The sequence below is a fragment of the Hydrogenovibrio sp. JE_KL2 genome (genome assembly GCF_009296185.1).
Classification (GTDB): Bacteria; Pseudomonadota; Gammaproteobacteria; order Thiomicrospirales; family Thiomicrospiraceae; genus Hydrogenovibrio.
In genome coordinates this window covers 118,891-138,921 of record NZ_WBJR01000003.1, presented here as the reverse complement: position 1 = coordinate 138,921, position 20,031 = coordinate 118,891, and the positions used below count along the sequence as shown (strand labels likewise).

The 20,031-nt window shown below is 46.3% G+C and carries 18 protein-coding genes and 1 CRISPR repeat array; of the genes, 12 read left to right on the top strand and 6 right to left on the bottom strand.

What is annotated here, in order from left to right:
• Positions 1–105 precede the first annotated feature (105 nt).
• The 6 genes from F8R13_RS06700 to F8R13_RS11470 all read left to right on the top strand — a co-directional run bounded on the left by F8R13_RS06700 (position 106) and on the right by F8R13_RS11470 (position 8,523).
• The gene (locus tag F8R13_RS06700; protein WP_152832878.1) at positions 106–1,389 is read left to right on the top strand and encodes a sensor domain-containing diguanylate cyclase; all 1,284 of its coding nucleotides are present in this window, start codon (positions 106–108) and stop codon (positions 1,387–1,389) included.
• A 25-nt stretch (positions 1,390–1,414) separates the two neighbouring features.
• The gene (locus F8R13_RS06695; RefSeq protein WP_152832877.1) at positions 1,415–2,233 is read left to right on the top strand and encodes a YdcF family protein; all 819 of its coding nucleotides are present in this window, start codon (positions 1,415–1,417) and stop codon (positions 2,231–2,233) included.
• A gap of 343 nt (positions 2,234–2,576) precedes the next feature.
• The gene (gene cas9 / locus F8R13_RS06690) at positions 2,577–5,651 is read left to right on the top strand and encodes a type II CRISPR RNA-guided endonuclease Cas9 (RefSeq protein WP_152832875.1); all 3,075 of its coding nucleotides are present in this window, start codon (positions 2,577–2,579) and stop codon (positions 5,649–5,651) included.
• The gene (cas1, locus tag F8R13_RS06685; RefSeq protein WP_152832873.1) at positions 5,648–6,547 is read left to right on the top strand and encodes a type II CRISPR-associated endonuclease Cas1; all 900 of its coding nucleotides are present in this window, start codon (positions 5,648–5,650) and stop codon (positions 6,545–6,547) included. The genes cas9 and cas1 overlap by 4 nt, the downstream gene beginning before the upstream one ends.
• Positions 6,548–6,571: 24 nt before the next feature.
• Positions 6,572–6,901 carry a CRISPR-associated endonuclease Cas2 gene (gene cas2, locus F8R13_RS06680; protein WP_216642608.1) on the top strand — a complete coding sequence of 110 codons (330 nt, stop codon included), beginning with the start codon at positions 6,572–6,574 and terminating at the stop codon, positions 6,899–6,901.
• 49 nt (positions 6,902–6,950) lie between these two features.
• A CRISPR array of direct repeats spans positions 6,951–8,107; the repeat unit is 36 nt; unit sequence ATTGTAACCGACTAGAGCCGAACTGCTAATCACAAC.
• Positions 8,108–8,367: 260 nt separating this feature from the next.
• Positions 8,368–8,523: a hypothetical protein gene (locus F8R13_RS11470; protein WP_172967722.1), complete on the top strand. Its 156-nt coding sequence runs from the start codon at positions 8,368–8,370 to the stop codon at positions 8,521–8,523.
• Here F8R13_RS11470 and F8R13_RS06675 read toward each other — a convergent pair.
• Positions 8,518–9,450 carry a LysR family transcriptional regulator gene (locus F8R13_RS06675; protein ID WP_172967721.1) on the bottom strand — a complete coding sequence of 311 codons (933 nt, stop codon included), beginning with the start codon at positions 9,448–9,450 and terminating at the stop codon, positions 8,518–8,520. The genes F8R13_RS11470 and F8R13_RS06675 overlap by 6 nt on opposite strands.
• A 98-nt stretch (positions 9,451–9,548) precedes the next feature.
• Between F8R13_RS06675 and F8R13_RS06670 the strand changes: the two genes are divergently transcribed.
• Positions 9,549–10,472, top strand: a complete 924-nt coding sequence (locus F8R13_RS06670) for a DMT family transporter (protein WP_152832871.1) — start codon at positions 9,549–9,551, stop codon at positions 10,470–10,472.
• Between the two features lie 66 nt (positions 10,473–10,538).
• Here the strand turns inward: F8R13_RS06670 and F8R13_RS06665 are convergent, their stop codons facing one another.
• From F8R13_RS06665 to F8R13_RS06655, 3 genes are read right to left on the bottom strand one after another with little or no spacing between them, the layout of a single operon-like run.
• Positions 10,539–11,123, bottom strand: a complete 585-nt coding sequence (locus F8R13_RS06665) for a YqhA family protein (RefSeq protein WP_152832869.1) — start codon at positions 11,121–11,123, stop codon at positions 10,539–10,541.
• Positions 11,124–11,145: 22 nt separating this feature from the next.
• Complete coding sequence (gene hslV / locus F8R13_RS06660; protein WP_029912560.1) at positions 11,146–11,691, bottom strand: ATP-dependent protease subunit HslV; 546 nt, start codon at positions 11,689–11,691, stop codon at positions 11,146–11,148.
• A gap of 28 nt (positions 11,692–11,719) precedes the next feature.
• Positions 11,720–12,679, bottom strand: coding sequence for a tyrosine-type recombinase/integrase (locus F8R13_RS06655; RefSeq protein WP_152832867.1), 960 nt, complete (start codon positions 12,677–12,679; stop codon positions 11,720–11,722).
• Between the two features lie 106 nt (positions 12,680–12,785).
• Here F8R13_RS06655 and F8R13_RS06650 point away from each other — a divergent pair, with 106 nt between their 5' ends.
• On the top strand, positions 12,786–13,466 hold the full coding sequence (locus tag F8R13_RS06650) for a nitroreductase (RefSeq protein WP_152832865.1): 681 nt from the start codon (positions 12,786–12,788) through the stop codon (positions 13,464–13,466).
• 2 nt (positions 13,467–13,468) lie between these two features.
• On the opposite strand, the gene F8R13_RS06645 is transcribed toward F8R13_RS06650, so the two are convergent.
• Both F8R13_RS06645 and dapF read right to left on the bottom strand, forming a co-directional pair.
• On the bottom strand, positions 13,469–14,140 hold the full coding sequence (locus F8R13_RS06645) for a DUF484 family protein (RefSeq protein WP_371414914.1): 672 nt from the start codon (positions 14,138–14,140) through the stop codon (positions 13,469–13,471).
• 73 nt (positions 14,141–14,213) lie between these two features.
• Positions 14,214–15,053 (bottom strand): diaminopimelate epimerase, encoded by an 840-nt coding sequence (gene dapF, locus F8R13_RS06640; RefSeq protein ID WP_152832863.1) that lies wholly within the window; start codon positions 15,051–15,053, stop codon positions 14,214–14,216.
• Between the two features lie 190 nt (positions 15,054–15,243).
• Here dapF and F8R13_RS06635 point away from each other — a divergent pair, with 190 nt between their 5' ends.
• Genes F8R13_RS06635 through F8R13_RS06620 form a run of 4 tightly spaced genes read left to right on the top strand, consistent with a single transcriptional unit; the run spans position 15,244 to position 19,950 of the window.
• Entirely contained in the window at positions 15,244–16,701 is a 1,458-nt protein-coding gene (locus tag F8R13_RS06635) for an efflux transporter outer membrane subunit (RefSeq protein WP_152832861.1), read from the top strand.
• The gene (locus tag F8R13_RS06630) at positions 16,698–17,996 is read left to right on the top strand and encodes an efflux RND transporter periplasmic adaptor subunit (RefSeq protein ID WP_152832859.1); all 1,299 of its coding nucleotides are present in this window, start codon (positions 16,698–16,700) and stop codon (positions 17,994–17,996) included. Before F8R13_RS06635 ends, F8R13_RS06630 begins: the two co-directional genes overlap by 4 nt.
• On the top strand, positions 17,993–18,733 hold the full coding sequence (locus F8R13_RS06625; protein WP_152832856.1) for an ABC transporter ATP-binding protein: 741 nt from the start codon (positions 17,993–17,995) through the stop codon (positions 18,731–18,733). Before F8R13_RS06630 ends, F8R13_RS06625 begins: the two co-directional genes overlap by 4 nt.
• The gene (locus F8R13_RS06620) at positions 18,730–19,950 is read left to right on the top strand and encodes an ABC transporter permease (RefSeq protein WP_152832854.1); all 1,221 of its coding nucleotides are present in this window, start codon (positions 18,730–18,732) and stop codon (positions 19,948–19,950) included. The genes F8R13_RS06625 and F8R13_RS06620 overlap by 4 nt, the downstream gene beginning before the upstream one ends.
• Positions 19,951–20,031 lie beyond the last annotated feature (81 nt).

Genomic DNA, 20,031 nt, shown 5'->3' with positions numbered 1-20,031 from the left:
ACACGGCAATATTGTTAAGTTTATAATGGGGAGCAAATTGATACGAAATGGCACCTTATTTCTAATTTTGTTTGGCGCTTAAAAACGCTGTTAACCGAGGAAGGCATGGAAGAAATTACGGCAGATAAATTGCCTCAATTGGACGTGCTATTTGAATATGTCGCTGATGGCGTCTATTTGATTGACCCTGAAACATCAAATATCGTTTGGTGCAATAAAGCAGCCCATCAGGAGCTTGGCTTTGAGCGCGATGAAGTGCTCCACCACTCGGTTCTAAGCCTTCAAAAAGACATGGCCGGCATGCCTCAATGGCAGGAAATCGCTCAAGTCATTCGTAATCAATCCCCATACACTTTTATCGGCAGACATGTCCATAAATCCGGCGGCGAAATCTCGGTAGAGGTTGTCACCACACACTTTGAGTTCAACAATGAAGACTATTTCCTTTCCGTTGCTAGAAATGTAAACAAACGTGTCACGATCGAACAGGAAATCATCACCCACAACCAAAGCATCTGGTTTGCATTGAATGAAGCCAGTGATGGTATTTGGGAATGGGAGATCTGCACTGGTAAAGTCTTTTTCAGTCAACAATTGAAAACCCTACTCGGTTACGGGCCAGATGAAATGGATCCGCATATCACGACTTGGTCTGAAAACGTCCACCCGGATGACAGAACGCATGTCATCAAAGTCCTCAACGAACATATTCATGGCTTGCGCGCGAAATACGATGCCGAATACCGCTTACAAAACCGCAATGGGCATTACATATGGGTACACGACCGCGGCAAGGTATACAGACGTGATGAACAAGGCAACCCAACTCATGCCGTGGGTATGGTACAAAACATTACCGACCAGAAATTCATGCAATTCCAATTAGAAGCGCTGGCGGCAAATGATGTCCTCACCAACCTACCAAATCGCCGTGAGGGGGAAAAACAGGCAAGATTGCAAGTCGCCTTAAGCAAACGCAACCAACAACCACTTTGCTTGGCAATCATCGACTTGGATCACTTCAAAAGCATCAATGACCTGTTCGGACACCAAAAAGGAGACGATGTACTCGTTTTCGTGTCTGAACGTTTTCAAAAGACATTACGCTCAACCGATTTGATTTACCGTTGGGGAGGTGAGGAATTCGTTATTATTTTCCCAAACACCACCGTCGAGCAGGCAAAACAAATCTCCACAAAGCTGCACGCAAGTTTTCAGGCGGCAGCATGGGAAGACATTGGCGTCACCCCCATGACGTTTAGTATGGGAATTTCCTGTCTTCCATGTTTAAACGCGGATTTTGATGTCTTAATAAAGAGCGCGGATACTGCTGTTTACCTTGCAAAAGAGCAAGGACGGAATCAAACCGTTTTCGCTGAAAAAAGCTAATTTTCACTTTCATAGGAGCTGACCTTTGGATCAAGCTTTCTTCGTACTTTCAAAGCTGGCGTGGGCATTTTTAAGCCCAGGAAACCTTATCATTTTCGGCTTTATTCTCGGTACTTTGCTACTGGTGATGGGATTTCGGTCTCTGGCAAAACGACTATTGGTCATTGATGCCATTATTGCTTTTATCGTACTGGGTTACCCCGTTGGGGATTATCTCATTCGCCCGTTGGAAAAACGCTTTCCCGTCCCGACCATCGCTGAACTTCCCAAAAATATTGACGGCATTATTGTGCTGGGCGGCGGAGAAGATTTACCGCGAACCTTAAGTTGGCATCATCCTGAAGTGGGCAATGGTGCAGACCGTTATTTTGGTACAAAACTGCTAGCCGACCACTATCCAAATGCCCCTGTCATATTTACCGGCGGTAGCGGTCAAATCAAACTACAGCATATGGGAACCGAAGCTTCTCTCGCTAAGCAGTTACTGACCATCATGGGGATTTCTCCAAAAAGACTGATTATTGAACCCAACTCCAGAAACACCTACGAAAACTTCAAATACACCAAACAACTCTTACCGAAACCTGATGGCACCTATTTATTGGTAACTTCCGCCTTTCATATGCCTCGCGCTGTCGGTATTGCACGAAAATTTGGTCTCCATGTCATCCCCTACCCGGTTGATTTCCGCTCTAATAGCGCTAGCATCCGTAGCTGGGACTTCGATTTTTTTGATCACCTTAAAACTTTAGAACCTGCCTGGCGTGAATGGATTGGTTTAACCGTCTATTACCTCACGGGAAAAACTTCTGCTTGGCTACCAAATACGCAGCAAGGTGATTAGCTAAAATCTGCCAGGTTGGTGCTATGACGCCTCCCCCAACCTGGCAAATTTTCATCACTCATCTGGCGTTTTAGGGTAAATGAAAAATTGCTTAAAGACCGGGCTTCCGTAAAATAGCTTAGAGCAGAATGGAATCAAAGAACTCGCCGCTCAAAAAGAGTAGAGGTGGGGCATAAACGAAAACGCGCCCAATGTGAGCGCGTGAGGTTGCCATAAAAGGCAAGTGCCTGCGAAAGTAAACTTTCTTGGTATGAAAAGCAAAACTAATTCAGGCTCTAGTCGGTTACAAGACTGTTCTGGATTATAAGCGAATAACGAAAATAAAAACAAGCATGAGGATGGTATGAAGACAACTCTGGCATTAGACTTGGGAACCAACTCTATTGGTTGGGCTTTACTGGAATCCGATTCACAAGGTGACCCAACCAAGCTCATTGACGCTGGTAGTCGTATATTTATCAAAGCAGTTGAAGACAAAACCCCCACCCCTAAAAATGTTGCTCGAAGAAATGCTCGCCTTGCAAGACGCCTGATTCAACGCAGAGCCAGACGGCGAAAGAAATTACTTAACCTACTCATTGAACACCATCTTTTACCCACACAAGCCAACCTAGATTCTCAATCCCGTGAGCAAGAACTCAACTTAATTGGCGATCCATATCAACTCCGAGCCAAAGCTTTAGACACTACACTAACACATCATGAATTGGGTCGCGTTTTATATCATCTTTCAGCTCGTAGAGGGTTTTTGAGCAACCGTAAAATTTTTATGGGCGATTTGCTGGATGACCCGGATGCCCAAGATTTACTACCCGAATTAGATCAATCCGACGATGCTGAAGAAACCGCCTTCAAAAAAGACATTTCGGAACTCCGAAATCAAATCAAAAAATCCGGCGCCAGAACGCTTGGCGAATATTTATCACAAAGACCGGAACACCAGTGCAAACGTAACCGCCAGCACCAAGGCGGACTGCTACGTACCGATAGAAAAATGTACCAAGAAGAATTTGAGCTGGTTCAATCCATACAAAAACAACACTTTGATTTGAGTGATGATTTTTGGTCTAAAGTAGAGCATATTTTATTTTTCCAACGTCCTTTAAAACTCAAAAAAGGGCGTATCGGTAAATGTTCACTGGAGCCCAATCGATACCGATGTGCTAAAGCACGCTTAGAGTTCCAACAGTTTCGCTACTGGCAAGACATCAATCACTTAACCTACTTTGAACCCTACACCCAAAGCGATGTTTCACTCTCAATGGAACAAAAACAAAAGCTTGCCGATACACTGGAAACCAAAACCAGACTGACTTGGCCGCAAGCGCGTAAATTATTGGGGCTGGAAAAAAGTTATCTTTTTAATCTAGAAAAATCCGGCACCAAAGACCTGGTTGGCAACCGCACAGGGTACGCCATTCAGCAAATTATTGGTGACACTTGGCAACAGTTATCGGAACAACAGCAAAGACAACTGATTGAAGACTTGCTCACCATTAAAAAGAAAACCACACTCAAAAACCGTCTAGTGAATTATTGGAGATTACCCCTTCAACAGGCCATTTACCTAGCCTCAGAAGAGTTTGAACCAGGGCATAGCGATCTAAGCCTAAAAGCCATCAACAAACTGCTGCCCTTTTTAAAACAAGGGCATATCTATTCTGATGCCAGAATTGCAGCAGGTTATGGCTATGAAACAAAAGAGATAACTGTATTTGACAAACTGCCAGCACCGCCAAACCTACGCAACCCTATTGTCAACAAAGGGCTTCATGAAGCCCGCAAGTTGATAAATGCCATCATCGCCACTTATGGCAAACCAGACATTATTCGCATAGAAATGGCAAGAGATCTTACCCTATCTAACAAAGACAAGACAAGGGTGAATAAAGTCAACCGAGACAATCTGCAAAAAAACAAAGAAGCCGAAGAGCAATATGACATTACTCGACAATCCTCCCCTCACCTTGGTTTAAGAAAATACCCATCTAAAGACGACAAACTTCGTTATCGCCTTTGGAAAGAACAAGGATGCCGTTGCCCTTACAGCCTAAAAAGCATCAGTCTTCAACAAGTGTTTTCCGCAGAAACCGAAATCGACCATATTCTGCCTTACTCACAATCACTTGACGACAGCTATATGAACAAAGTGCTATGCTTTACCGACACCAATCGCGAAAAAGGCAATCGCCCCCCCTATGGAGCTTGGGCGAGTCAACCCATCAAATGGGAACAACTTGTCGCCAATATGCTTGCGATAGATAAAGAAAACAAACATGCCATCACTGCCAAGAAAAATCGTTTCCTCACAAAAACCACTGATGAAATCGAAGGCATGATCAGCTCACAACTTAACGACACCCGCTACCTTAGCCGTGAAGTTTTCCACTATGTTAAACAACTGGGTTGCAGAGTTGAGGTCAGCAAAGGCATCCTCACCGCCAAGCTGCGACATATGTGGGGACTCAACCACTTACTTGGCTCAAAAGACGACCACAAAGAACGTAAAGACCATCGTCACCATACCATTGATGCCATTGTCACGGCATTGGTCGATCACAAACTTTACCGAACCCTTGTCTCACTCGCCAAAGAAGTCGAAAAACACCAAAAGCTAGAGTGGAGAGACCTGCACCTGGACTCGCCTTTAGATAATATTCAACAACAAACCCAGCATATTCTAGACGAGATGATTGTCTCTCATGACGTACGCAACAAACTCTACGACGCACTTCACGAGGACACAGGTTCAGGGTTTATTGAAGGCATTGGCACCGTTTATCGGAAAGCATTAAATGAGGAAAATTTCAAAACCGAAAAACAAATCGACAGCATTATCGACCCCGTTATTAAAGACACGGTGCTAGCCCACTTTAACGCACACAACCAAAACGCCAAACAAGCTTTTGCACCGGACAACCCTGTTTTCCATCCCAATGGCAACCGCATCTACCGCATTAGAGTACAGCGCTCAAAAGCCACACGCGAACAAGTCGAACAAAACCAATACGCCGCCAAGGACCGTTTTGGCAAAACGTTTAAATATATCCCTTATGGCAATATGCACCATGTCGCCATCTATCAACAAGAGAATGGCAAGATCAAAGCCACTGTCACGCCGATGTTTAAACAGGCTGAAAAAGTGCGACTTCACAAGATAACAGGTAGCGACACAGACAACCTCATCATGACGCTAGCCATTAATGATATGGTTGAACTTACTATTGATGAAACTCTTCAAATATACCGAGTGCAAAAACTTGAACGAGACAAATCCTCCGCAGCATTAACTCTAAGGTTACACACTGACGCCACTACCGAAAAAAATAACTCGGTTATTAGAAAAGCCGTACCAACACTCATCAAAGACTATCAAATGCAAAAAGTAAGCATTAATCGTCTAGGGAAACGCTTATGATTAAGCGAACGCTTTTTATCGGCGACCCCACCTATTTGCACTTACAGCAAAAACAACTGGTGCTGGAAAGAGACAAAGAAATTATTGCCAGTATTCCCATCGAAGACATAGGCTTTGTCGTCATAGATCACCCGCAAATTTTACTCACCCAAGGCATTATCAATGCCTTGGCACAAAATAAAGTCGCGCTCATTACCACCGACCAAAAACACCTACCCACAGGGCTTCATCTCCCTCTTTCAGGTCACAGCCTGCACAGCAAAATCATTGATGCCCAAGCCAACTTTTCCGAAGCCAGAAAGGGCAAACTCTGGAAGCTGGTCGTCAAAAGAAAAATACAAGAACAAATCACCAGTCTAGAACTTGAAAACAAACCCACTCAGGCTCTGACAAGATTGGTTGAAAAAGTCAAAAACGGTGATCCCACCAATATCGAAGCACAAGCCGCACAATACTACTGGAAACACATCTTTCAAGCCCCATTCAAACGTGACCCTGATGGTGAAGAAATCAACGCTCTGCTCAACTACGGCTATGCCATTGCCCGCGCTGCCACCGCGCGCGCCTTGGTCGGCACCGGGCTACATCCTTCACTCGGCATCAACCACCAAAACCAATATAACGCCTATTGCTTGGCAGACGACTTAATGGAACCCTTACGCCCCTGGGTCGATACGCAAGTCGTGAATTGGATAAAGTCATTACCAACAGACGAAACGCCACATCCAACCCAAGCCTTTAAAGCCGATATTCTCTCCTTTCTAAATCAAAACTGCCTTTCCCAAAACAAAAAATCACCTTTTATCAATGCCTTATCTACCTATGCCAACAGCATTAAGGAACACATATTGCTTGGCAATACTCACGACCCGATTTTTCCTGAACGCATCCTATAAATCATAATTTTCAGGAGGCACGATATGGTGTTTGGAGGACTGGATAGTATGTGGATAGTCGTTATGTTTGATTTACCAACCGATACCAAAGCGGCACGGCGTGCCTACACTCAGTTTAGAAAGCAACTGATCACAGATGGGTTTATAATGATGCAATATTCAGTCTATGCCAGACACTGCGGCACTGATGAAAATGCACAAGTGCATATCAATAGAACCAAAGGCGCATTGCCTGACGATGGCGAGGTCAGAATACTCACCCTTACCGACAAACAGTTTTCAAAAGTACAAACTTTTTATGGAAAAATTCGCAAACCCACTGAAAAAGCGCCAGAACAACTCCAGTTTTTCTGAGCTGAAAACACCACTTTTCTTAACTTTTTCAGTAGGTTGCAAATCCAATATTGTAACCGACTAGAGCCGAACTGCTAATCACAACTATTAGTTGAAGGCCCCAAATTTTTCCTTTATTGTAACCGACTAGAGCCGAACTGCTAATCACAACTCTCCGGCAGTTGGCGTGGGCAAGTATCCAATTGTAACCGACTAGAGCCGAACTGCTAATCACAACTCTCCAAGCCCTGCTTTAGATAAGGAAAGCATTGTAACCGACTAGAGCCGAACTGCTAATCACAACATGAAGCGAGTTCAATCTTACTTATGTTCAATTGTAACCGACTAGAGCCGAACTGCTAATCACAACTAGAATGCTCGATACCAATAAAAACCGTCAATTGTAACCGACTAGAGCCGAACTGCTAATCACAACTGTATGGCTTTGGCTATGTATGAAGTTTTATTGTAACCGACTAGAGCCGAACTGCTAATCACAACATATTGGAAAGCGTAAAAGCAATGGGAAAAATTGTAACCGACTAGAGCCGAACTGCTAATCACAACTGTTTCTGCAGTGACTTCGTATTCAACACCATTGTAACCGACTAGAGCCGAACTGCTAATCACAACCATATCAGTGCGCGCCTGATCAGATAATGGATTGTAACCGACTAGAGCCGAACTGCTAATCACAACTCTTAAATGCTCTGAATCTAAGTGAGCATAATTGTAACCGACTAGAGCCGAACTGCTAATCACAACTTCGATGGCCTTCACATGGAGACCAAAGATATTGTAACCGACTAGAGCCGAACTGCTAATCACAACCTTCCCTGATGCTGGAAATGTAACCGTTTAATTGTAACCGACTAGAGCCGAACTGCTAATCACAACTGAAAGAAATCTATTGTTGTTTAGCTAGGCATTGTAACCGACTAGAGCCGAACTGCTAATCACAACCTTCAAGTTGACCAAGAATCAATGCGCCACATTGTAACCGACTAGAGCCGAACTGCTAATCACAACAATCATGTCGTAGATTGCAAAACCTGTCGCATTGTAACCGACTAGAGCCGAACTGCTAATCACAACCTTCAAGTTGACCAAGAATCAATGCGCCACATTGTAACCGACTAGAGCCGAACTGCTAATCACAACCCAATAAGGAGGATCCGCATAGAAAAAAGTATTGTAACCGACTAGAGCCGAATTACTAATCACAACTTTATTGTGGTCAAGTAAATTTGGCCACTCAATATGATGAATACTTTTCTCAGGATGATAGATGATTTTCTATAAGGCTAGATGAATCATAGAACTCTCGGCTTATAAATAAATGTGCAAGCGATGGAGTGGTTCGCAATAAGTGTTCCAAGATAGAAACTTAGTTCTTATCCGGTTCGATTCTGGCACCACTTGCCTTAACTTTATGAGAAAGCTGAAATGTGTAAATTATTTTTTGGGTTAATGGATAGCCTTTTAGCATGGTTGGCTATTTTGCCTTAACGGAGATCTTACATGTGACCGCACTGGGTAATGTTTCTGTTGGCGACATGATTATGTTTCACGATTGTGAAATGGTGGAAAGCACCGCAAACGGACTAAAATCTGCCAGGTTGGGGTTGTTGCGCTTGCTATAAGCAAAGCGTTTTAGGGTTACGCTTTGCGTACCACTCCATGTAGAAGTCAATAAACACCCGGGTTTTCTTGGATAAGTACCGGTTCGGTAAATACATCAGGTAGATGTCGGTATCAGCGGAAGCATATTCATCTAGAGCTGTTTCCAGCCGCCCCGCCTTAACTTCCTGCAAGATAGCAATGGAAGTCAAGCGAATCACTCCTAATCCTCCAACTGCGGCTTCGCGAAGTGCTTCTGGACCATTGACTACGAAATTTCCTTTCACTCTGACTCGCTCTTCCCTTTCCTTGCTATTAAAAACCCACTCGCTGTTGCTAGACAAAGAACCATATAGAATGCAGTTGTGACTTTCTAAGTCTGCTGGTTTGAGCGGTTTTCCATGCTTACGCCAGTACTCGGGAGAAGCACAGATCAGTTTGCGGGTGGAGGTCAAACGTTTGGCGACCAAGTTGGGCTGAGGGTCATCGGTTTGACGTACTGCCAAATCAAATCCATCTTCAGCCAAATCGATAATGCGATCACTCAGCACCATTTCAACACTAACTTCCGGATAACGTTCTAAGAATTCGGGAATTGCCGGCGCTATTTGATTTGAGCCGAAACTGAACGGTGCCGTAATCCGCAATAAGCCCCGAGGCGCTTCATTTAAACGCGCTACAGCCATTTCCGCCATTTTGGCTTCTTCAATCAATCTGACACAATGCTGATAAAGTGCCGAACCCGCTTCGGTCAGGCTGAGCTTGCGGGTAGTTCTATGCAACAAGCGGGTGCCAAGTTCATGCTCAAGTGATGCCACCCGCTTACTAACTACCGGCGTGGACAGCCCTAAGTCTCGTGCAGCGGCAGTAAAACTCCCCGCCTCAACAACACGCGCAAAGGCGACCATGGCAATCAACGAAGGTAAGGTCTTATCTTTATTACTAAACATATAGAAACAATATTATTCAATTTACCTAGATTATAAAAAAATTGGAAACATTTACAATAGCAACCTGAACGATACATATTTACGACGGAGTGTCTATTATGAACCAATCTAACTACCTGATCGGCCTGGGATTACTGATTACTGCCCCTGTGATTTGGGGCGGTATGTTCCCGGTCGCAGAACTGATACTGCCCTCGGTTGACGGCATTACGACCACTGCGATTCGCTATGGCTTAGGCGCATTGATGCTACTGGTGATTCTTGCTTTTCTAGAGGGGAACAACGCGCTAAAACTTGAGGAAAATACACTCAAGCTATGGCTATACGGCACCATTGGCTTTGCTGGATTCAATATCCTTGCCTTTGTTGGTCTGGGCTTTTCGCAACCGGAACATGCCGCTATTATCATGGCAATGATGCCAATGATTACCGTCCTGATTACCTGGTTAAAAAGCGGAAAGCGACCTGCTGGATTTACCTTAATGACGGTAGCGATTGCTTTTAGCGGAGTATTCCTAGTGGTCACCAACGGCAACCCCGCCAAAGCTTTACAAAATGGCGAAGCATCCGGCGACCTGATGTTACTAACCGGTGCACTTTGCTGGGTCATCTACACTTTAGGAGCCAGCCAGTTCCCAAGCTGGTCGGCACTGCGTTACACCACCTTAAGCTGTGCTTTGGGGACGCTATCCATTTTAGCGATAACACTGGCATTAATACCGGTAGGCATTACGCAAATTCCTTCCATAAATGTGGTTTCTAATCTAGGCTGGGAATTTGCCTATCTGATCATTCTAGGCGCGGTGATTGCCGTCTTAAGCTGGAATGCGGGGATTAAAGCTGTCGGCCCGGTAAACGGTGTGCTGTTTATCAATCTAGTGCCGATTACCGCTTTTACCGTTGGCGTATTACAAGGTCACAGCTTTACGCACTATGAAGTCATTGGCGCCCTGCTGGTCATCAGTGCATTGATTGCCAACAACCTTTTTATCCGCCGCCAACTATCGGTTTCGAAAGCCTAGAAAATAAAAAATCTGCCAGGTTGGGGTTAGGTACAGATACCCCAACCTGGCAGATTTTATGAGAAATCAGTGCTGGTAGGCTTTGTGCGAAAGATACAGCGCCAAGGCAACCAGCATAATTGCCAAGGAGTAATAAAGCAACTCAAGTGGTGCCGTTGGTTTCAGGAACAATGCCTGTTCAAAGAACATCACCACCAAAATCATCAGAATCACTTTCGCCAGCTTGTCTTTCAGATCATCCAAAGAATGAATCATTAAAATCTTACTGGACGTTTTATTGCCTTCCGCTGCGTCAATTTTTGAGATAAACAACTCATATAGACCCAAAGAGAAAATCAGCATAATGGTTCCCAACAGGAAGCCATCTACCGAACCGACCACATGGGCAACGGTCTTCGCTTTCAAATCTGCTCTGGCAGCATCATCTAACTGTGCATAATGACTCAGATGCGACAAGGTATAGTAAACATCAATTGAGGTCACATAAAAAATACCAAATGCCATCAGCAAACTGGCAACAACCGCGAACAAGACAATGAACCGGCTGTTCCACAAAAACGATTCAAACCAGTCTTCCGCTCTTGAACGGTTGGCAGGTACGCAAATCAACTCTTCACTTGGCTGCGCTGAATCTTGCTTTGGATGTTCCATTCTAATCCCCTTAGTGCTGAGCTTATTTAGATAGCTCTTCAATTGTTAAGTTATGGTTGGTGTAAATGCATAAATCGGCGGCAATATTGAGTGATTTCTCAACAATATCACGCGCACTTAATTCTGTGTTTTCCATCAGGGCTTGTGCCGCAGAGTGGGCATAGTTACCGCCAGAACCGATGGCAATAAAATCATGTGCCGGTTCGATAACATCTCCCGTACCGGAAATCAGCAACATGTTTTCTTCATCCGCCACCAGCATCATCGCTTCAAGCTTGCGTAACGCACGATCGGTACGCCAGTCTTTCGCCATCTCAACGGCCGCACGCATCAATTGTCCATTATGGCTTTGCAATTTGCCTTCGAAGCGTTCAAACAGGGTAAAAGCATCAGCCGTGGCACCCGCAAACCCCGCCAGTATCTTGCCATTGTGAAGACGACGAACCTTACGAGCGTTGCCTTTCATCACAACATGTCCTAAGGTGACTTGACCATCACCGCCGATAACCATTTTGCCTGCACGTTTGGCACATAAAATCGTGGTTCCGTGAAAAGTTTGTTCACTCATGTTTTTCTCACAATATTCATTCGATTGTTTATTCGGTCTGTCCGCGCTTTTTTGCTCGCGGATGCGCCGTATCGTAAACTTTTGCCAGGTGCTGCAAATCCAACTTGGTGTAGATTTGCGTTGTCGACAAATTGGCGTGCCCTAGCAAGTCCTGTACGGCTCTTAAATCTCCGCTAGATTCTAACACATGCGTTGCACAGGCATGGCGCAATCTATGAGGGGACATTTTGGTCGGCAACCCCGCCTGTAAAGTGCGTTGATCCAAGTGTTGCTGGATACTTCTGACACTCAACCTATTGCCAAATTTATTAACGAAAACCGCTTGTTCATCGCTCTTGGCATGCTCACCTCGAATCGACAACCAGCGTTGCAATGCCGCAATCGCTTTGCCGCCAAGAGGCGAGATTCTTTCTTTGCTGCCTTTTCCCAAAACTTTTACCCAGCCCTCATTCATCTGATCCAATCCGGGGGACAAGTCCAAGTCCGCCAGCTCGGAAACACGCAATCCTGCGGAATACAGACACTCGAACATCGCCTGATCTCGAATGTCTTGCCAAGTCTTTAAAGGTTGTTCAAGCAGTTGTTGGGTTAAATCAATATCGAGACTTTTGGGTAAAGGCTTGGGCTGTTTAGGCGCTTTGACACTTTTCGCCGGGTTGGCGAATGCCCAATTATGTTCAATGAGAAATTGATAAAAAGTTCGCAAAGCCGATAGGTTTCGTGACAGTGTTCGAGGATGAATACCGGCTTCCATTCTGCTGGCGACAAACGCCTGAATGGCTTCCACCGACACTGACTGCCAGCCGTGAAAGTCATCGAGAAATTGCCGATAATCATGCAAAGCATTTTCAATTTCTTCCGCAAGAAAATCCCCTTGAAAGAAACGCAAAAAAGCGACCATATCCCGCTCGTAATTCGCTATCGTTTCCGGTGAACGGTTAAGGCGCGTTAACTCCGCGACAAACTCGCTGAATTGTTTTTTGCTCATCTAGACGGTCATTCTCGAAAAAACATTAAGACTATTTTAATGCAATTATTGCCGCAAAAACGCGATAATTACGCCACTGTATTTTCAACACTACTCAGGAGATTTTATGACATCTGCTTCAACTTCCGTTTCAGACGCCATCAGACAACGCCACTCGGTACGCGCGTTTTTACCAACCTCTGTTGAAGAAAAACTTATTCATGACATTCTGGATGATGCGCGTTTCGCACCTTCCGGCGTCAATACCCAACCATGGCAAGTCGCGGTGGTTTCAGGCGAAACCAAAACCCAACTACAAAACAAAATGGTGGCGGCATTCGAGGCTGGCGAAACCGGACAAATGGACTATCAATACTATCCGAAAAATTGGGTCGCACCTTTCAAGCAAAGACGTGTGACAACGGGAGTGGCTCTTTATAACGCCTTAAAGATAGAACGCGAAGACAAAGCTGCAAGACTTGCACAATGGGCTGCAAACTATCGCTCTTTTGACGCGCCGGTGAGTTTGTTCTTCTTTATGGACCCCAGCTTGGAAACTGGATCTTATTTCGACTATGGTATGTTCGCGCAGAACATTATGCTACTGGCAGTTGAAAAGGGATTGGCGACTTGTCCACAAGGCGCTCTGGGAGAGTATCCTACCATCATCAAGCAGCATCTTGGTTATGACAATGACATGATCTTACTGGGTGGGATGGCACTCGGCTATGAAGATAAAGAACATCCGGTCAACAGTTACCGAACAGAGCGCGAAGCGGTGAATGACTTCACCCGCTTCTTTGATTAGCGTTAAAACAAACGCTGTAAGCGCTGGGTAATCATCTCCCCCATGACTTCCAAAAAGTAAGTCCCAAGGTCCGGTTTGAAACGATCAACCGGGCTTCCCAGCGCCAACACGCCCCAAATGCGATGGTTACCAAGTGGAATCACGCAAACCGATTCCATTTTTTCAGAGGTAGCGAACAAACCTTTTTGCCACTCGTTTTCTACTAAACCACAAGCAGGACGCCCGACTCTTAAAGTTGATTTAAGGGTTTCCGCCCATTGCTGACTGATGCCTAATTGATTCATACCTTTCAAGCTTTGGTTTGGCAGTTCCCAAGACATTAAGGAGACAAACTCTACCTGAAAAGTCTCTTGCATCACTCGATAAACGACATCTACGGCATCCTGTTCGCTTTGTGCCGACAACAAGGCATTGGACAGTGTATAGACATTGTGCAGTAGTTTACCGTTCTCACCTGCAATATCTTTTAGGGTCGCTATCTCGACTTGCAAACGATCGCGCTGCTCACGCAATTGGTAAACTTGGCGTTCCAGCAAAGAGATCTCTTGTCCGGTCTTCGGGTGAGGTAAGCTGAGTTCATCCAGCAAATTCGGAAACACATGAAAAAACTGGCGGTTTTGATTCAAATAATTCGCCACATCTTCCGCATGGATATCATTGATTAAACTCGACACTTACACCTCTCCCCAGTACACACTCTATTTTATTATTCAAATTTTTAGTTTAATAAAAGCAGCCCAAAACGGCTTATAACGCTATTTCGGCATCAAACACCATCACCGCCGGCCCAGTCATCCAAACAGGATGCGACGCATCGCCATCCCAGGCGATGGTCAAATCACCACCCGCTAAAGAAACCTTCACCTCGTCGGCCACTTCTCCCAGCTTACGCAAAGTCACCATGGCGGCACAAGCCCCTGTCCCGCAAGCAAGCGTTTCAGCTGCGCCACGTTCATAGACGCGCAACTTAATATGGTTTGAATCAATGCGCTCCGCAAAACCGACATTCACCCTTTCCGGGAAATGGGCATGGGATTCTATTTTCGCCCCTAACTCTGCTACCGGGGCTGCTCCCAAATCGGTGACACGCAAAACCGCATGCGGGTTACCCATAGAGACTGCACCGATCTGGTAAAACTCACCATCTACTTCCAACTGGTAGACATCAGACTCACCCGGTACCGCAAAAGGCAAGCTGTTGGGTGCGAAGTTCGGCGCCCCCATGTTGACTCTTACTTCTCCGTTTTCAGTGATATAAAGCACAATCACTCCCGAAGCCGTCTCGACTGTAATCTCGGTTTTATCGGTCAACCCTTTGTCATACACAAACTTCGCAAAACAACGTGCCCCGTTACCGCACTGCTGTACCTCGGAACCATCCGCATTGAAAATGCGGTAACGAAAATCCACCCCGTCGGTATCGGTTGCTTCAACCAATAATAACTGATCGAACCCCACGCCAAAGTGTCGATCCGCCCATCCTCGAATTTGTTCTGCAGACAATGAAACGTCCTGAGCAATGGCATCAATCACCATAAAGTCGTTTCCAAGTCCATGCATTTTGCTGAAGTGGAGCTTAGCGCCCATAATTGTCCTCTTAAAAACTTTCATACTATTGCCAAGATTTTACACTGCTTCACTCGGCCGATTTCGTTTATGATAAACCAAACACCCTCTAAACCCTAGCCTGAACAGGTGTAACTACTATTTTTATCGCCTAAAAAACGAAGACTTTTGCTGTTTCATTCGTATCAATGAAAATCACACGGAGAACTAAATGCGGTATTTTTGGCTAATTTTTGTCATAGTGGTTCCCGTCCTTTCGAGCTGCTCCACGATAGAAACACGTTCTTTCCCCAAGCAAACTTTTCCTAAGCAATGGAGCCAGCAAGTCGCTCAAATGCAAAGCCAAAAGCAAGCGACTCCCTGGTGGCAGGAACTGCATGACAAGGATCTCAACCAACTGATCAACGAAGCGATTAAAGCTAACCCTGACGTTCTGTCGGCGGAATCGGTCATTCGTGAATCCAGAGCTTACCGAGTACAGGCCAGAGCAGGGTTATTGCCGAAAGTGACCATCGGCGGTAGCGCGAAAAGCACTTATCTGAAAAGTACCGATGCCACAACAGATACCTATTCTGCGGTACTGGATGCCAGTTGGGAACCTGACATTTTCGGCACACAACAGCATGCGCTTGCCGCCGCCGAAGCAAAGGTCAAAGCTGCCGAAGCCAGTTATGCAGACGTTTTGGTCAGCCTAAGTGCAGAAGTCGCCACCAATTATGTTGCTCTGCGAGGCTATCAGGCACAATTAAATGTCACACAGGCTTCTCTGAAAAGTTGGTTGGAAACCCTGCAATTAACGCAATGGCAACATCAGGCAGGTATGGTCACCGAGCTGGATGTCGAGCAAGCAAAACGCAGCTACGAGCAAACTGCCGCATCAGTACCCACACTGAAACAAAACATCCTCGAAACCCAAAACCAACTGGCAATCCTGTTGGGGCGTACACCGGAAAACTTACCCCCAAGCTTGACCAAAATCGCCGATCTGCCCAGCTCTCCAAAAACGGTGTTTTTACCCATTCCAACTGAGGTTTTGAGACAACGTCCAGATGTCAGAGCTGCCGAACAAAATGTGTTGGTGGCGATGTCCAAAACAGATTCTGCAAAAGCGAATCGCTGGCCTTCCTTCACTTTGGGCGGTTCTCTGGGACTGACTTCCGCAACCTTAGGAAAACTCTTGGACACTGACACCCTGATCACCACTTTAAGCGCGGCAGTCAGCCACACCTTGTTTGACGGCGGCGCATTGGATGCGCAAGTGGACATCCAAACCGAGCAAGAAAAACAGGCCATGTACAGCTATAAGAAAACGGTGTTGAGCGCCCTACAGGAAACGGAAAACGCGCTTGCTGGGCTTTATAACAGCCGGGAAAGCTATGCAGCGTTAAACCGAGCCCTGGATGCCTCAAAAAATGAAGAGAAACTGGCCTTGATGCAATACCAAGCGGGTCAAACCAGCTTTACCGATGTCTTGAATGCTCAGCGCACACAGCTCACGCTGAAACAACAAAGCATTCAGGCCAAGGCGACTGAGTTGGCAAAACTGATCACCTTGTCCAAAGCCATTTCCGGCAACTGGGCGATTCAACAAACAACACAGAATAAAACGGTAAACGATGCGGACACTCAAGCACCGCAACCAACCACATCAACTGGAACATCGTCATGAATCAAGACAACAAAGCCTCCTCCCAAACTGAGTTTGAACAACTACTCAAACAGGGCGATAAAAAACACCACCGCTACCTCAAGGTATTGATTCCCGTTTTATTATTAGCAGGCGTCCTTTTTCTTGGCTGGCGTTGGTGGATGCCGGCACAAGCCAATGCCCCCATTTTCAAAACCGATGAAGTGAAAAAAGCCGATATTCTAGCGACGGTTTCAGCAACCGGAACTCTACAACCGACGAATGAAGTAGATGTCGGGAGTGAACTTTCCGGTACCATCGACAAGGTTTTTGTCGACTACAACGACCAAGTGAAAAAAGGCCAACTGTTGGCACAACTGAATACCGACAAGATTAATGCACAAGTATTGCAAACCAAAGCCGCCTTGGCCGTCGCCAAAGCGGGTGTCATTGAGGCACAAGCGACACTTGAAGAGTCGGATGCGCAACTTAAACGCTTGGAACATGTGCGTAAACTCACCAACGGCAAACTACCTTCTCAGGCGGATTTCATTTCTGCTGAAGCCGCTGAGAAACGCGCCATCGCCGCCAAAAACACAGCTATCGCAAAAGTCGAACAGGCTCAGGCTAATCTTGACCAAAACCTGACCGACTTATCCAAAACCAAAATCATTTCACCGATTGATGGTGTGGTACTGGTTCGCTCCATCGAACCGGGGCAAACCGTTGCCGCTGCCATGTCTGCGCCGGTGCTGTTTACACTCGCTCAAGATCTGACCAATATGGAACTGCAAGTCGATGTCGATGAGGCCGATGTTGGTCAGGTAAAAGCAGGTCAAAAAGCGACTTTTACCGTTGACGCTTACCCGAATCGTTTGTTCCCTGCCGTCATTAAGCAAGTACGTTTCGGCGCACAAACCACGGATGGCGTTGTCACTTATACCACGCTATTGGAAGTCAACAACCCTGACTTGAAACTACGCCCTGGCATGACCGCCACCGCTGAAATTCTAGTCAAGGAAAAGCGCGATGTGCTGACAGTTCCCGTTGCCGCCACGCGCTTTACACCTGAAATATTGGGCGACGCCACAAAGGCCAAATCGACCAGCATCATGGACTCTTTAATGCCGGGGCCAGGCCGCATCCGACATAGCCTAAACATCAAAGCTGAAAAAGTGAAAAAGGGCTATGCACGCGTTTGGAAACTGGTCAACAAACAACCCGTACCGGTTCTAATCAAACCTGGCGAATCCAACGGCAATCGCGTTGAAGTTCTAGAGGGAGATTTAAAACCCGGAGACAAAGTCATCATTGGGGCAGAGGTACGCTTAAAATGACAGCCGCCGAACCTTTAGAGCAGACTTCCGGCAAAGAAGCGCCTCTAATCGCCTTTGAAAACATCACCAAAACCTACGGACAAGGCGCTTCCGCTTTCACCGCATTGAAAGGCGTGAATTTTCAGATTGACGCAGGTGAGTTTGTTGCCATCATGGGTCCCAGTGGTTCGGGCAAGTCCACGGTGATGAATACTCTCGGCTGCCTTGACACCCCAACTTCTGGACACTACTACTTTCAGGGCGTCGCCGTTGAAACCTTAACCCATGACCAACGCGCTATTTTGCGCCGCCATTACTTGGGTTTTGTGTTTCAGGGCTTCAACCTGTTAGCACGGACTTCCGCTATAGAGAATGTCGAGTTGCCATTACTTTATCGAGGCATGAAAACAGCGGAGCGCCGTGAAGAAGCCCGCAAAGCACTGGCATTGGTGGGACTTGATGGTTGGGAAAACCACGCGCCAAGCGAGCTATCAGGTGGGCAACAACAGCGTGTTGCCATTGCCCGAGCACTCGTCACGCACCCAAAAGTTCTATTGGCAGATGAACCAACAGGAAACTTGGACACCCAACGCAGCAAAGAGATTATGGAGCTTCTCACTCAACTGAATCAGGAGTTGGGCATCACCGTTATCATGGTGACACATGAATCGGAAATGGCAGCCTACGCTTCCCGCCTGATTCATTTTGTAGACGGTTTGGTGGAAACAGATATGCCACAATCGGAGCGCGCCGGATGATTTGGAATGCCTTTTTACTCGCCATCCGCGAAATCCGCCGCAACCTGATGCGCTCAATTCTTACCATGCTCGGCATCATTATCGGTGTTGCGGCGGTGGTGACCATGGTAACCGTCGGTAATGGTGCCACAGCAAAAATCGCTAAAGAGATTTCCACCTTGGGAAGCAATCTTTTAATGGTTAGACCCGGACAACACTTTGGCCCGGGACGAGGCAACTCCAATGCCAAAGCCTTCACGATGGATGACGTCAAAGCCATTAAACAGGATGTCAGTTCCATCATCGCTGTCGCGCCGACAGCCACCGCCAGTGTCACCGCAGTGTTCGGCAACAACAACTGGACAACAACTGTCGTGGGTAGTGACAACGACTATTTCACCACCGGTAACTGGACGCTGTCGTCTGGACGCTTTTTCTCCAATGCGGAACTCAAGGCTGGCAAAACCAGCTGTATTATTGGACAAACCATTATCAAGCAGTTGTTTCCAGACCTTCGTTCACCCGAATCCGTCGTGGGTCAGAATATCCGTTTGAAGACTTTTTCCTGCCATATCATCGGCGTGCTTGATTCTAAAGGCCAATCCATGATGGGGAACGATCAGGACGACACCATTGTCATGCCCATCAAAACCGTGCAACGACGTTTGATTGGCGACCAGGATGTCAAAATGATTCGCATCTCGGTCAAACCGAATATTGATACCGGTGTCGTCAACCGTGCGATCACGCTTCTACTAAGAGACCGCCGTCACCTGAGCGACCGTGAAAAAAACGACTTCTCTGTACTGGATACCCGTGAAATCACCAAGGCATTGACCGGCAGTACCAAAGTCATGACCATGCTGTTGGGCGCGGTTGCCGCCGTTAGTTTGATTGTGGGTGGAATCGGTATTATGAACATCATGCTCGTTTCGGTGACGGAACGTACTCGGGAAATTGGTATTCGTATGGCAATCGGCGCACTGGAAAGAGAGGTGTTGTTACAGTTTTTGGTTGAGGCCGTAGTGCTCTCCTCTTTGGGAGGAATTATCGGTATCATTCTCGCCATTCTCGCCTCCGCCGGACTGAGCCACGTCATGTCAGTGCCCTACATACTTGACTTCGACATGATGGGTATCGCCTTTGCGTTTTCAGCAATGGTGGGCGTGGTTTTCGGTTATTTTCCGGCAAGAAATGCGGCAAGGCTGAACCCGATAGACGCTCTGCGTCACGAATAAATTCAACCATCACAGCAACTGTCCGTTTGCCGTCAATTTCCTTTATAATAACGCCAAACTAAATGACTTCTGCAAACTGAG